The following is a 13857-nucleotide window of genomic DNA, read 5'->3' on the forward strand; positions in this document are numbered from 1 at the left end:
TCAGAAAAGGTATTGATTTTATTAAAGTTTTTTGTTTCTGTTTTTAACAAAAAAACAATAGCTTATTTTCTTTGTCTCATTCCGGCATCAAAATTTGCCGAAACCTAAGCGTTGACATAAATGTTACTTATTTCAAAAAAAGCTTAAACTCAAACACAGATTTTTATCTGTACTATTTCAAACAATTTCGCCATAATGTTATAAAAATAACAACATTTAGCTATATTTGTTATTTTTATAACATCTCTATTTATTTAGATACTAACAATATTTAATTAAACATTATTACAAAGACATTTTAAGGATCTCGTTATGAATTATGCAAAGTATATTGATCATACTTTACTCGCAATGAATGCGACAGAAGATCAAATTCGTAAGCTTTGTGATGAAGCCAAACAATATCATTTTTATTCGGTTTGTGTAAATTCAGGCTATGTACCTTTAGCGGCAAGCTTACTTAATGGCAGTGATGTAAAAGTGTGTGCGGTGGTTGGCTTTCCACTTGGTGCCATGCTCACTAGCGCTAAAGCGTTCGAAACCGAAATGGCGGTTAAAGCTGGCGCTCAAGAAATCGATATGGTTATTAATGTAGGTTGGTTAAAAAGCAATGATTTCGATGCGGTTAAACATGATATTGAAGCAGTATTTAAAGCTTGTGGCGTTGTGCCATTAAAAGTTATTTTAGAAACCTGTCTATTAACCAAAGAAGAAATTGTCAAAGTTTGTACAATTTGTAAAGAAATTGGCGTTGCGTTTGTAAAAACATCAACTGGTTTTAGCGTGTCGGGTGCAACTGTTGAGGATGTTAAATTAATGCGCGACACTGTAGGTAAAGAGATGGGTGTTAAAGCATCGGGCGGTATTCGCGATCGTGCAACCGCTGAAAAAATGATTCAAGCTGGGGCAACGCGTTTAGGTGCAAGCGCAGGCATTGCTATTGTATCGGGTGATACCACATCATCAAGCAGTTATTAATCAATAAACTTATCAATAAGCTACTTTATGTCGCTTATTGATATTGATGGAAACTGAATGGAAACGCAATCGCAAAAAAGAATTAATGACCTGATTCAAATTTTAAAAAAAACAGATAAGGTTCATTTAAAAGAGGCGGCTAAGTTGTTAGCTGTTTCAGAAATGACCATTCGACGAGATTTAAATAATATTCCTACATCATTAACGGTTTTAGGCGGTTATATTGTTAGTGAAGCTCGTTATCAAGCAACGCAATATTTTGTTTCAGATCAGCAAGATAAACAAGTTAACGAAAAGCTACATATTGCTAAACTAGCCAGCAAACTTGTTTATGCAAATGATACTGTCTTTTTTGATTGCGGTACCACAATCCCTTTTATCATTGATGCTATTGATGATGAAATAACCTTTACCGCTATCTGCTATTCATTAAACGCATTTTTAGCATTACAAAATAAACCTAATTGTAAGACAATTTTATGTGGTGGTTATTATCAGGTTAATAATGCTATTTTTACCTCTATTGGACAGCATTGCCAATTAAATTCGATTTGCCCAAATAAAGCGTTTATTTCAGCTGCTGGGGTTGATATATCACGAGGAGTCACTTGTTATCATTTTGATGAACTTGATATGAAGTTGCAAGCCATGAAACAATCTGACCTGCGTATTTTGATTGCCGATCATACTAAATTTAATCAAGTTAAACCGGCTTTGATTAGTGAATTAACGCTGTTTAATCAAATTATTACCGATAAAGCCCCCACTAAGGAATTTATCTCTTTTTTCAATAACCATAATATAAAACTGATGTATTAATATGAAAAATATCACAATTTTAGGGTCGACTGGTTCAATTGGTTGCAGTACGCTAGCGGTTATTGCTCAAAATCCACATCTGTTTAAGGCATATGCCTTAGTGGGTGGCAATAATGTAGCCAAAATGACTGAGCAATGTTTGGCATTTAAGCCTAAATATGTTGCCATGGCAACAGAGCAAGTAGCTGATGAGCTAAGAGCAAATCTTGCCAATCTAAAATTGGATATTGAAGTGTTAAGCGGTGAGCAAGCCATTTGTGATTTAGCGCAGTTGCCCGAAGTAGAGCAAGTGATGGCCGCTATTGTTGGTGCTGCAGGGCTAAAACCAACCCTTGCGGCAATTAAAAAAGGTAAACGTATTTTACTTGCCAATAAAGAATCACTTGTGACTTGTGGGCATCTGTTTATGCAAGCAGTTAAAGAGTATGGCGCTGAGCTGTTACCGGTAGATAGTGAACATAACGCGATTTTTCAAAGTTTGCCAATGACGGTACAGCATAATTTAGGTTTTGCTAATTTGGCTGAACAGGGTATTACTAAAATAGTTTTAACGGGTTCTGGTGGGCCATTTCGCGATTGGGAAATAGATAAGCTTGCATCGGTTACGCCAGCGCAAGCGGTTGCACATCCTAACTGGTCGATGGGTAAAAAGATTTCTGTGGATTCGGCAACCATGATGAATAAAGGACTTGAGTATATCGAAGCACGTTGGTTATTTAATGCAAGTGCTGACGAAATGGAAATTATTATTCATCCGCAATCGATTATTCACTCCATGGTACGTTATCAAGATGGTAGTGTGGTGGCAGAACTGGGGGTGCCTGATATGTGCACACCTATTGCTTATGCCATGTCTTATCCCGATCGTGTTCTATCCAGTGTACCACCTTTGGATTTTTGTCAAATTTCGGCTTTAACGTTTAAACAGCCTGATTTTAATCGTTATCCTTGTTTAAAATTGGCAATAGAAGCGTCTAATCAAGGGCAAGCTGCCACAACGGCACTTAACGCAGCCAATGAAATTGCGGTAGAAGCATTTTTGCAACATAAAATTGGTTTTATGGATATTGCCAAAAATGTAGCAAAGGTATTAGATCAATTAGCTTTCCCTGATCCAACCACCATTGACGAAGTTTTTATAATTGACCAGTGGGCAAGATCGCAATGTGGCGGGTACTAAAGACGATTTGATTTTTATAAGCAGTGAATTAAATAGGCAATAAGGGCAGCTGAGCACAATTTATTTTGAAAATGTGGTTGGCTGCCCTTATTCATGCTTTTCTTGACTAAGCGATTTGTTTAGCCGTTAATGTTGGATTATCGCTAATAAATGATTGTAAAAATGTGCTATCGGGGAGTGCTGTTAACGCGCCTTTTTGGGTTGTCGCTAAGGCACCGCAAGCACTAGCTATCGTCATCATGCTTTCTAACATGAGTTTATCTTCAGGCATTCCTGATGAAGCAATACTACTAAGTAGCCCTGCTACAAAGGCATCACCCGCACCGGTGGTATCAATACTATTTACTTGGTACGAATCAAACGAAAAAGTTTTACCTTGCCATAATACAATACTGCCATCTTTACCTTTAGTGATTAACTTTAATGGTGCTTTATAGTGTTGTTGTAGTTTACTTAATGCTTCATGCCAGTCATTGCATTGCGTCAGCCAAAATAATTCTTCATCTGATAGTTTAAGGATATCGGCATCATGACAAAATTGAGTAATAGTTGTGCGCATTTCATCTTTATTTGCCCACATCTGCTCACGCAAGTTAACATCAAAGCTAATTAATCCATTTTTAGCGGTAAGATTTTCAATGGCTGTTTTAAGCGTTTGCCGACAAGTGTGACCAACGAGTGCCAAAGAGCAAAAATGTAAAATATCTTGTTTAAAATCAGGTATCGCTTGCTGAGACAAAAATTGATCAGCAGAAGGTGAAACAAGAAAAGTAAAACTCCGCTCCCCATTTTGACCTAAATCAACAACAACAGTACTTGTTTTATAGTGTTCGTCCTTTTCAAGGCTTTGGCAATCCACATGATATTCAAGGAACGTTTTTTCCATAAAATGACCAAAGGGATCATTCCCAACACGGCCAATAAAAGCGGAGGGTAGACCCAATTTTGCAATACCAATTGCGACATTAGCCGGTGCGCCGCCAGCACAAGCTTTATAATTCATATCACCAAATGGCAATAAATCAATAACGGCATCTCCAAGAGACCAAACTTTAGTATTATTCATTTTATGACTCAATTTGTGGTTAGTTAAATTCAGTGAATATATTTTGGTTTTTGTATAAATAAGTTAGGGTTTTATTGTTTGATATATATTGATCAAAGGTTAATAATAGGATAAATCGTCGATCAAAAAAATCATGGATAATATTTAAAAAGTATGACATTTGTCACATTGTTGGTGAGCTATTTTACCATAGGTTAATGTTAACAGGTAAATCCGGCTACGATTAATGCTATCAAATATTGGGTTAATAAGGGGATTGTATGTCTAGTGCTATCGATAAAGCTAACCAAGCAGTTAACAAATTAGCGCAGCTTGTTAATAAACAGTATTACCCACATTTTCATTTAGCGCCACAATCTGGTTGGATGAATGACCCTAATGGTTTGATCTATTTTAAAGGGCAATATCATGCTTTTTATCAGCATCATCCTTACGATGAAAACTGGGGTCCAATGCATTGGGGGCATGCTGTTAGCGATGATTTGGTGACATGGCGTAGATTACCAATCGCAATTGCCCCTGATCAAGAATTTGATAAAAGCGGTTGTTTTTCGGGCTCTGCTGTTGATAACGATGGTGAGCTGTGTTTATTTTATACTGGACATGTTTGGTTGAGTGGCCAAGGTGATGACGAGCAGATAAGCCAAACTCAATGCCTTGCAAGTAGCCAAGATGGTATTCATTTTGAAAAACACGGTACGGTACTTGCGCCTAAAGTCGGGATTATGCACTTTCGTGATCCCAAAGTTTGGCAACAAGATGGTCAATGGTGGATGGTGGTAGGGCAACGAACCCCAGATAATGTGGGTGAAGTATTGCTTTATCGTTCAGGTGATTTAACAAATTGGACGTTCGATCATGTTGTTGTTAGTCATATCGATCCAAATGTGTATATGCTTGAATGTCCTGACTTCTTTCCCCTTGGTGATAAGTGGGTGTTGATGTTTTCACCACAAGGTATGCAAGCGAAAGGCTATCAATATCGTAATTTGTTCCAATCAGGTTATATTGTGGGTAATTGGCAACCAGGCGAGCGATTTTCAATCATTAAACCGTTCCAAGAAATGGACTTTGGACACGATTTTTATGCACCGCAATCATTTCTTGCGGCTGATGGGCGTCGTATTGTTTTCGCTTGGATGGATATGTGGGAATCGACCATGCCAAGTAAAAAAGATAAATGGGTAGGCGCTTTTACTTTGCCGCGTGAATTGTTTTTAGATAAGGATAATTATGTTCGTAATCGCCCCATTAAAGAACTTGAAGCATTGCGCGAAAAACCAGAATCGCTAAGTAATATCCTCTTAAAAAACGAGCTTAAAAACACCGATATTCAATCGATTAGCTGTGAGATTAACGTTGAGTTTGATTTAATCCAAAGCGATGCTGAGCGTTTTGGTTTGCAGCTTGCAGCCACAGAAGATGGTAAACAAGCAACATTACTATATGTTGATTTACAATCCGAGCGAATTATACTTGATCGCAGTTTATCCGGTCTTGAATTAACCGGTTATCGTAGCGTACCGCTACCAAAAACAGATAAGCTAACTTTGCATATTTTTGTTGATGCCTCATCTGTCGAGGTTTTTGTTAATGATGATTTGTATAGTCTCACTAGTCGTATTTACCCGCAATTACCAGCCAAGCGAGTTATCAACCTCTTTGCTGAAAACGGAAAAGCGAAAGTAACAAAATTGGAAAGTTGGCAATTGCAGCCTATTTATGCGTAATGTCTATTCACTGCCTATTGGCAGTGAATTTTCGTTTTAAAATCTGTATTTTTATTGTTTCATTCCACATAATCACAACCAATAAGTCATGATAGTAAAACTATCAATGCAGCTATTTTTTATTACCTATTGGTTTAGTGATTATTTAGTGTTTGTTTCGCCTTGGGTTTATCATAAACGCCAAAATGGTCTACAATTGTACTACTGGCTTTATTTAGCCCTAACACTTCCACCTGTGCCCCTTCTTTGCGGAATTTAATTACCACTTTATCTAAAGCTGCTACAGCGGTTATATCCCAAAAATGTGCGTGGGTAAGATCAATTGTTACCTTTTGTACAACTTCTTTTAAATCAAATGAGCTAATAAATTTGGTAGAAGAAGCAAAAAATACTTGTCCATACACGGTATAAATACGTTGTTCCTTGCTGGGTTGCTCAGTTTGAATTTGTAGGTAATGAGCGACTTTATTGGCATAAAACAGTGATGCTAGTAATACCCCAACAAATACGCCATAAGCAAGGTTATGGGTAAATACAACGACAACTACAGTTGCCAGCATCACAATATTGGTTGAAAGTGGGTACGATTTAAGGTTCTTAATCGAGTCCCAGCTAAAGGTTCCTATGGAAACCATGATCATCACAGCTACTAACGCAGCCATTGGAATTTGGCTTACCCAGTCTTGTAAAAAAACTACTAATAATAAAAGTACAGTTCCGGCTATAAATGAGGATAGACGCGTTCGTCCGCCAGACTTCATATTGATAATTGATTGCCCAATCATCGCGCATCCAGCCATACCGCCAAAGAATCCTGTCACGATATTGGCAATACCTTGCCCCTTGCATTCTCGGTTTTTATCACTCGGTGTATCGGTAATATCATCTACAATGGTTGCGGTCATCATTGATTCTAATAAGCCGACAATGGCTAATGAAAGAGAGTAAGGCAGAATAATCAATAAGGTATCAAGGTTAAAAGGAACATTGGGCAGTAAAAATGTAGGCAAGCTAGTGGGTAATGTACCCATATCACCCACCGTGCGTATATCCATGCCAAAATACATATAGATACCGGTAAGAATAAGAATGCAAAGTAGTGGTGAAGGAATCATTTTTCCTACTTTGGGGATATAAGGGAACAGATAAATTATGCCAAGCCCAGCAATGGTCATTGCATAGACATGCCATGTGACATTGGTTAGCTCAGGAAGTTGTGCTAAAAAAATTAAGATGGCTAATGCATTAACAAAACCTGTTACCACAGAACGAGAAACAAAGCGCATTAAGTTCCCTAATTGAAGAAAACCGGCAATAATCTGAAAAATACCGCATAAGATTGTCGCAACAAGCAAATATTCAACCCCATGTGCTTTAACCAGTCCAGCAATCACTAGCGCCATTGCACCGGTAGCGGCAGATATCATACCCGGGCGACCTCCGGCAAAAGCAGTAATAACCGCTATACAAAAAGCCGCATACAGCCCCATTTTAGGGTCAACACCGGCAATAATAGAAAAAGCAATTGCTTCAGGAATAAGGGCAAGTGCTACAACGATGCCCGATAGAACATCATTTTTGATATTGGAAAACCATTGTGTGCGTAAAGATTGCATTGAATTTAATCACCACTGAAAAAAAGGAAAATTGCCGCGTGAAGCAATGCATTTATAAGGTTATCAAAAGTTGATAGGAAAGATATGACTTCTGTGCATCACGCGAGTAACTATAATTATTATTAATAGAAAGAACGCGCAAAAAGTTACACAGGTATACTCCATAATGAAATTATATTTTTATAATAATAGAACTTAACCCATTGTACAATGGCTAATTTTCTTATTATCGTTGAAAGTTATAATATTTTATTGTTTTAAAAATTTTAATCTAACCATACAAATTTAAATGATGCCGATGTCATAGATCTATTTATTATAGGATTTAATGACGGAATTAACCGTCATCATTAAAAGTAAAATAGACAAAATTGAAAATGGGATTAGGCATTGGCGGTTAAACAATGTTTTAGATCTGTTTTTTATGCCTTTATTTGGTTTGATCTAATATACTTTATTCCACTTACAAAGAGGCTTTTTTTAATAAGGTGATGCTATCTATATTGGCTCTTTTGGGCTTTTTAACGTGATGATAAATGAATACAAAACTTGCTTCTAGGTTAAGTTTGCGAAACAATGTGAACAATTTTAGTTATTGTGTATAAGGACTTGTTGTGAGCGATGCAAAAATAGTTGTAAAACCCGAACGGCTGTGGCAAACCATTCGGCAAGAAGCCTTTGAGTTAGTCGAAAGCGAGCCAATGCTGGCAAGTTATTTCCACGCGACTTTACTCAATCACGAGGATTTAGGCAGTGCATTAAGTTATATTTTAGCTAATAAACTGGCAACACAAGTAATGCCTGCTATTGAGATTCGTGAGATTGCTCGGCAGGCTTATCAAGCTGATCAACGCCTTATCCAATCTGCAGTAAGTGATATTATTGCGGTTTATATTCGTGATCCTGCAACCAACTATTATTCAACCCCTCTTCTTTATTACAAAGGTTTTTTATCACTACAAGCTTATCGAATTGCACATTGGCTTTGGAAGCAAAACCGTAAATCATTGGCCATTTTTTTACAAAGCCAGATTGCGATAGTGTTTGGTGTGGATATTCACCCTGCGGCAAAAATTGGCTGTGGGGTAATGTTTGATCATGCGACAGGAATTGTGATTGGTGAAACCGTGGTAATTGAAAACGATGTTTCTATTTTGCAATCCGTCACTTTAGGTGGCACCGGTAAGCAAAATGGTGATCGTCATCCAAAAATTCGTGAGGGTGTAATGATTGGTGCGCATTCCACGATTTTAGGCAATATTGAAATAGGCAAAGGCGCTAAAATTGGTGCGGGTTCTGTGGTGTTAGATCCTGTGCCACCACATACTACCGTTGCCGGTGTGCCCGCAAAAGTGGTGGGTTGCCCTGATTGCGATAAGCCTGCTTTAAATATGGATCAAGATATTTAATTGCGATGCGTATAATGAAAAATGCCGTTGATTTGTATCGACGGCATTTTTATAACGGATTATTTATTGTTAAGATTTACATCCATTGTTGGATATGGAATATTAATATTATTTGCAGTTAATCCATTTTTGATATTTTCAAGCAGATCCCCTTTTACTGCTCCGTAGTTTTCATTTAATGTCCAAACTAATACATTAAAATTCATTGAGGAAGCATCTAACACATCTAATCGAATCGTTGGCTCTTTGGATGTTAATATGTTTTGTGTTTTATCAACCGCTTGCTTTAACACTTGGTAAACTTTTTGAATATCAGAATCATAGCCGACATTAATGACCAAATCTAAACGCCTTTCTGGTAAACGGGTATAGTTGATAATATTGGTGTTGACGACCTGACTATTGGGTATCACCACTAATTCGTTAGTTGATGTGATCATCGATGTTGAAAAGATCTGTATTGAATCAATCACGCCTTGTTGGCTATTTATTACAACTGTTTCGCCTACTTTAAATGGGCGGAAAATAATTAAAATCACCCCAGCCGCAAAGTTAGATAGCGAACCTTGCAACGCCAAACCAACAGCTAAACCAGCCGCACCAATGATAGCAACAATAGAAGCCGTTTGTACTCCTAATTGGCCTAAAACCGCCACTAATGTCATAACAATAACGGCATAGTACGACAAAGCACTGACAAATTTAACAACCGTTGGGTCAACGTGCCGTTTAAATAATATCCGTTTTAATTGGTTGCTAATAAATCTAGCAATAGTTCTACCAATAACAAAAATAAGAATAGCAAAGCAGAAATGAGCGATATAGCTAAATACAACCCCATCATATCGTTTGATAAAGTTAAGGGTGTAATTTAAGAAACCTTCAAAATTCATCTTATTATCCTCAGTAATTCGGAATAGTAATTTCTATCAATGTGTTTTAGTGCAAAATTGGCTAAACCAATTGTTTAACTAATAAAGTCCAACGTGTATCAAAATTAGTAGTTGGTAGATATTTAAAACCTGAACGAGAATAACGCGCCATCATGCCTTCGCAAAAAGCCAATAACTGACTAGACAAAATCCGTTCATCTGTGATGAAAGCAACACCTTCACGTATTTTGCGCTCCCGTAAAACTTGTTTGATTTGGATTTCAATTCGTTCAAATAGTTGGCTAATACGTTCTTGTAATTGGTCTTGTTCAAACATTAATGCATGCCCCGTCATAATTCTGGTTAATCCTGGGTTTTTTTCAGAAAAGCCTAATATCAACGCAAGAATAAGTTGTAAGCGTGTAAAGGTATTGGGCTCTTCTTGCATAATGACATTAATGCGAGACAACAAAATATCTTCGATATAGACAATTAAGCTTTCAAACATTTTTGTTTTGCTTGGAAAATGTCGATATAACGCCGCTTCAGAAACACCTACTGTTGCAGCTAATTTAGCTGTTGTAATGCGTTGAGTGCCTTCATTAGATTCAAGCATTTTTGCCAAGGCCTGTAAGATATCTTCTTTGCGATTTTTATTTTTATTTGTCACAATCATTTTTTACCCGAATGTCCAAATCCACCTTCTCCGCGTGCTGATTCAATAAATTCATCAACAATATTAAATTCGGCTTGTACAACCGGAACAATGATTAGTTGGGCAATTCGATCGCCAGCTTCAATCACAAAAGGCGTTTGACTACGATTCCAAACAGGAACAAATAACTGGCCTTGATAATCCGAATCAATCAAACCAACCAAATTACCAAGCACAATACCATTTTTTGAACCAAGTCCAGAACGTGGTAATACTAAGGCAGCTAAACTAGGATCAGCAATATGCATCGATAAACCTGTTGGCGTTAAGATGGTTTCGCCGGGTTTGATTTCGGTGGTTTTATCAAACATTGCACGCAAATCAATACCTGCTGAACCTTCGGTTGCATAGGTAGGTAGTGGAAATTCATTTCCTAAACGTTTGTCTAATACTTTTATATCAATTTTTCTTTTCATCATGACTCGCTTTATATCGTGTTATAACTGCTTCAAGTAACTGTATTGCTAATTGTTGTTTGTTGCTTAATGGTAACGTTTGCTCACCATTTTGCCAATATAGTGTTAATGCATTTTGATCAGAATTAAAGCCGATGGTTTTGTCTGAAACATCATTAGCGCAAATTAAATCTAGATTTTTTGTAGTTAATTTTTTTAGTGCATAAGTTTTGACATCATGAGTTTCGGCAGCAAATCCTACCACAAAAGGACGATTCGTTTTTAGTGCTGCGACACTTGCTACAATATCGGGGTTTTTCACTAATTCAATAATAAGTTCATTGTTATCGCTAGTTTTTTTGATTTTTTGTGTCGCAATTGTTTTGGCATGATAATCGGCAACCGCCGCGCACGAAATAAAAATAGTTGATTTTTGCGCATAATTTAATGCTTCTTCATACATCTGTTTAGCGCTTTTAACGTTAATTCGGTTGACACCATTTGGCGTATCTAAATGAACCGGTCCACTAATTAATGTAACGGTAGCGCCCATTTGCGCTGCTGCACTTGCAATTGCAAAGCCCATTTTTCCTGAACTGTAATTACTAATGTAACGAACTGGATCGATTTCTTCGATCGTTGGGCCTGCCGTGATGGTTATAGATATACCTGAAAGCGCAGCAGTGGTTGAAAAATACTGCCTAATATTTTCAACAATCGTTTCAGGCTCTAACATTCGCCCAGGCCCTATATCACCACAGGCTTGAAAGCCGCTGTCAGGCCCTAAAATTAAGGTATTTCTTGAGGCCAATACTGATAAGTTATGTTGCGTTGCTGCCGCTTTATACATTTGTTGATTCATGGCTGGCGCTATAACAATTGGCGATGGGGTTGCTAAGCAGACTGTTGACAGCAGATCATCAGCAATGCCGTTAGCCATTTTGGCAATAATATTGGCCGTTGCTGGGGCAATGAGGACTAAATCAGCCCATTTGGCCAGTTCAATATGGCTCATAGACAGCTCGGCTGATGGATCAAAGAGATCACTGGAAACCTGATTGCCAGAAACAGCTTGCAGAGTCATTTTAGTCACAAAATGGCTAGCAGAATCAGTCAGAACAACACGTACTTGCGCACCCGCTTTTTTTAAATGGCGAACAAGGTCAGGACATTTATAAGCGGCAATACCACCAGTAATGCCTAACAAAATATGTTTACCCGATAGACTCATGATCAAGCTTCCTTCACATCAAGATGAAAGCGCTATATTACCACAATTCAGCTAGATAATAAGTAGCTCTTTCGCATTGGCTAATGTTGCGTCAGTAATTTTGTCTCCTCCTAATAAGCGAGCAAGTTCGTTTAAACGTCCAGTATTATCTAGCTTTTGCATATCAGTTGAAGTCTGTTTGCCATTGGTTTGTTTGTTAACAAAATAGTGCTGATTTGCTTGCCCAGCAACTTGTGGCAGGTGGGTTACAGTGATCACTTGCGTTGATTCACCCAGTTGCCTTAATAACTGGCCGACTTTAGCGGCAGTTGATCCACTAATACCGACATCAATTTCATCAAATATTAATGCTGGTGTATCCATTTTTTGCGCAGTTAAAACTTGAATAGCTAAGGCAATACGTGATAACTCACCACCAGAGGCCACCTTAGCAAGCGGTTGTGGACTTTGCCCAGCATTGGTGCTGACTAAAAAGGTGACTTGATCGGCACCGTCTTCATTTAATCGGTTTTCGTCAAAAGTGACATCGATACTAAATTGTCCATTAGGCATGGATAAGTCATGCATAATAGTGGTTACTTTTTTGGCTAAAGTTTTGCTTATCGTTAATCTTTTTTGATGCAATTTTGTGGCAATTTCAACCGCGAGTTGATGGTATTTGGTAATATCGGTTTTAAGTTGTTCGCTTTGTTCATCTTGCTGATTGATCTGTTTAAATTCAGTTAACAAGGTTTGATGTAAATCGGGCAATGCTTCAGGGGTGACATGGTGCTTACGCGCTAAAGCAATTTGTTTTGATAACCGCTGTTCAAGTTGCATGACTCGAGCAGGATCGAGCTCTAAACGTTCACTATAATGACGAAGTTCATCGCTTGCTTCTTTAATTTGGATTGATGCCTCTTCCAGCATATTACAAACACTATTTAAAGTTGGATCGAGCTCAACCAATTCTTGAACGCTATTTTTAACACTACTAAGCAAATTACTGACGTTATATTCATCGGCTTCATCTAACAACATCACAGATTGTTGGCTTAGATTGATTAATTGTTCACTGTTAGATAATCGTTTGTATTCTTCGTCAATTTGTTGATATTCCCCTTCAATTGGCGAAAACTCATTAAGTTCTTTCAATTGATATTGTAAAAGCTGCATATGCGCATCACGCTCTTGTCGTGAGGTTTCGTACTGCTGATAAGCTCGTGTTGCTTCTTTCCACTGTCTATAGGCTTGCTGCATTTGGGCAAGCAAGGTGGGCTCATTCATATAATGATTGAGTAACAGTTGTTGATAATCACTGCGTAACAGGCGCTGATGTTCATGTTGCCCATGAATTTGAATCAACATTTGCCCCAAATCTTTTAATTGCGAAATAGGTACCGCACGACCATTAATAAATGCTTTAGAACGCCCATCTTGATTAATCACTCGGCGTAAAATGCACTCATTACCCTCATCAAGTTGATTTTCGCGTAACCAAGCAAAAGCCGCTGGCGTATCATCAAGCACAAAACAAGCCGAAATATCAACACGATCAGCGCCATGCCGAATAGATGAAGCATCAGAACGATTACCTAAACATAATCCCAATGCATCAATAGCAATCGACTTCCCTGCGCCCGTTTCACCCGTAATAGCGGTCATCCCAGTAGTAAAGTCGACAAGAAGCTGATCTACAATAGCAAAATTATTAATAGTTAGTTGAGTTATCATAATAAATTAATACATAAGGCTAGTTATCATATTGGCAGTATAGCAGTAAAAACACTGTAAATAAATACAGGTTTGTGTTTTTGTTTATGAGACTTATTTTTTGTTATAAAATCAATTAAACTTTAGATTAATT

At 37.7% G+C, this 13857-nt stretch carries 12 protein-coding genes; 5 read left to right on the forward strand and 7 right to left on the reverse strand.

Going from position 1 to position 13857, the window contains the following annotated elements; genetic code table 11:
- Nucleotides 1-312 precede the first annotated feature (312 nt).
- From deoC to ispC, 3 genes are read left to right on the forward strand one after another with little or no spacing between them, the layout of a single operon-like run.
- Entirely contained in the window at nucleotides 313-978 is a 666-nt protein-coding gene (gene deoC / locus GA0061081_RS07575; protein WP_091349269.1) for a deoxyribose-phosphate aldolase, read from the forward strand.
- A gap of 57 nt (nucleotides 979-1035) precedes the next feature.
- Entirely contained in the window at nucleotides 1036-1797 is a 762-nt protein-coding gene (deoR, locus tag GA0061081_RS07580; RefSeq protein WP_091349272.1) for a DNA-binding transcriptional repressor DeoR, read from the forward strand.
- A gap of 1 nt (nucleotide 1798) precedes the next feature.
- Nucleotides 1799-2977: a 1-deoxy-D-xylulose-5-phosphate reductoisomerase gene (gene ispC / locus GA0061081_RS07585; RefSeq protein ID WP_091349275.1), complete on the forward strand. Its 1179-nt coding sequence runs from the start codon at nucleotides 1799-1801 to the stop codon at nucleotides 2975-2977.
- Between the two features lie 106 nt (nucleotides 2978-3083).
- Here ispC and GA0061081_RS07590 read toward each other — a convergent pair whose 3' ends face one another.
- On the reverse strand, nucleotides 3084-4043 hold the full coding sequence (locus GA0061081_RS07590; RefSeq protein ID WP_091349279.1) for an aminoimidazole riboside kinase: 960 nt from the start codon (nucleotides 4041-4043) through the stop codon (nucleotides 3084-3086).
- Nucleotides 4044-4303: 260 nt separating this feature from the next.
- Between GA0061081_RS07590 and GA0061081_RS07595 the strand changes: the two genes are divergently transcribed.
- Nucleotides 4304-5773: a glycoside hydrolase family 32 protein gene (locus tag GA0061081_RS07595; RefSeq protein WP_091349282.1), complete on the forward strand. Its 1470-nt coding sequence runs from the start codon at nucleotides 4304-4306 to the stop codon at nucleotides 5771-5773.
- Between the two features lie 134 nt (nucleotides 5774-5907).
- On the opposite strand, the gene GA0061081_RS07600 is transcribed toward GA0061081_RS07595, so the two are convergent.
- On the reverse strand, nucleotides 5908-7389 hold the full coding sequence (locus GA0061081_RS07600; RefSeq protein WP_091349286.1) for a SulP family inorganic anion transporter: 1482 nt from the start codon (nucleotides 7387-7389) through the stop codon (nucleotides 5908-5910).
- 629 nt (nucleotides 7390-8018) lie between these two features.
- Between GA0061081_RS07600 and cysE the strand changes: the two genes are divergently transcribed.
- The gene (gene cysE, locus GA0061081_RS07605) at nucleotides 8019-8798 is read left to right on the forward strand and encodes a serine O-acetyltransferase (RefSeq protein WP_209435392.1); all 780 of its coding nucleotides are present in this window, start codon (nucleotides 8019-8021) and stop codon (nucleotides 8796-8798) included.
- 59 nt (nucleotides 8799-8857) lie between these two features.
- Here cysE and GA0061081_RS07610 read toward each other — a convergent pair whose 3' ends face one another.
- The 5 genes from GA0061081_RS07610 to recN all read right to left on the reverse strand — a co-directional run bounded on the left by GA0061081_RS07610 (nucleotide 8858) and on the right by recN (nucleotide 13724).
- Nucleotides 8858-9691, reverse strand: coding sequence for a mechanosensitive ion channel domain-containing protein (locus GA0061081_RS07610; protein ID WP_091349292.1), 834 nt, complete (start codon nucleotides 9689-9691; stop codon nucleotides 8858-8860).
- A gap of 61 nt (nucleotides 9692-9752) precedes the next feature.
- Entirely contained in the window at nucleotides 9753-10346 is a 594-nt protein-coding gene (gene slmA, locus GA0061081_RS07615) for a nucleoid occlusion factor SlmA (RefSeq protein WP_091349295.1), read from the reverse strand.
- Complete coding sequence (gene dut, locus GA0061081_RS07620) at nucleotides 10343-10801, reverse strand: dUTP diphosphatase (RefSeq protein ID WP_065566139.1); 459 nt, start codon at nucleotides 10799-10801, stop codon at nucleotides 10343-10345. Before dut ends, slmA begins: the two co-directional genes overlap by 4 nt.
- Entirely contained in the window at nucleotides 10785-12011 is a 1227-nt protein-coding gene (gene coaBC / locus GA0061081_RS07625; RefSeq protein WP_091349298.1) for a bifunctional phosphopantothenoylcysteine decarboxylase/phosphopantothenate--cysteine ligase CoaBC, read from the reverse strand. Before coaBC ends, dut begins: the two co-directional genes overlap by 17 nt.
- Before the next feature lie 51 nt (nucleotides 12012-12062).
- Nucleotides 12063-13724 carry a DNA repair protein RecN gene (recN, locus tag GA0061081_RS07630; RefSeq protein ID WP_091349302.1) on the reverse strand — a complete coding sequence of 554 codons (1662 nt, stop codon included), beginning with the start codon at nucleotides 13722-13724 and terminating at the stop codon, nucleotides 12063-12065.
- Nucleotides 13725-13857: the final 133 nt, after the last annotated feature.

The organism is Gilliamella bombicola, assembly GCF_900094945.1.
GTDB classification, from domain to species: Bacteria; Pseudomonadota; Gammaproteobacteria; order Enterobacterales; family Orbaceae; genus Gilliamella; species Gilliamella bombicola.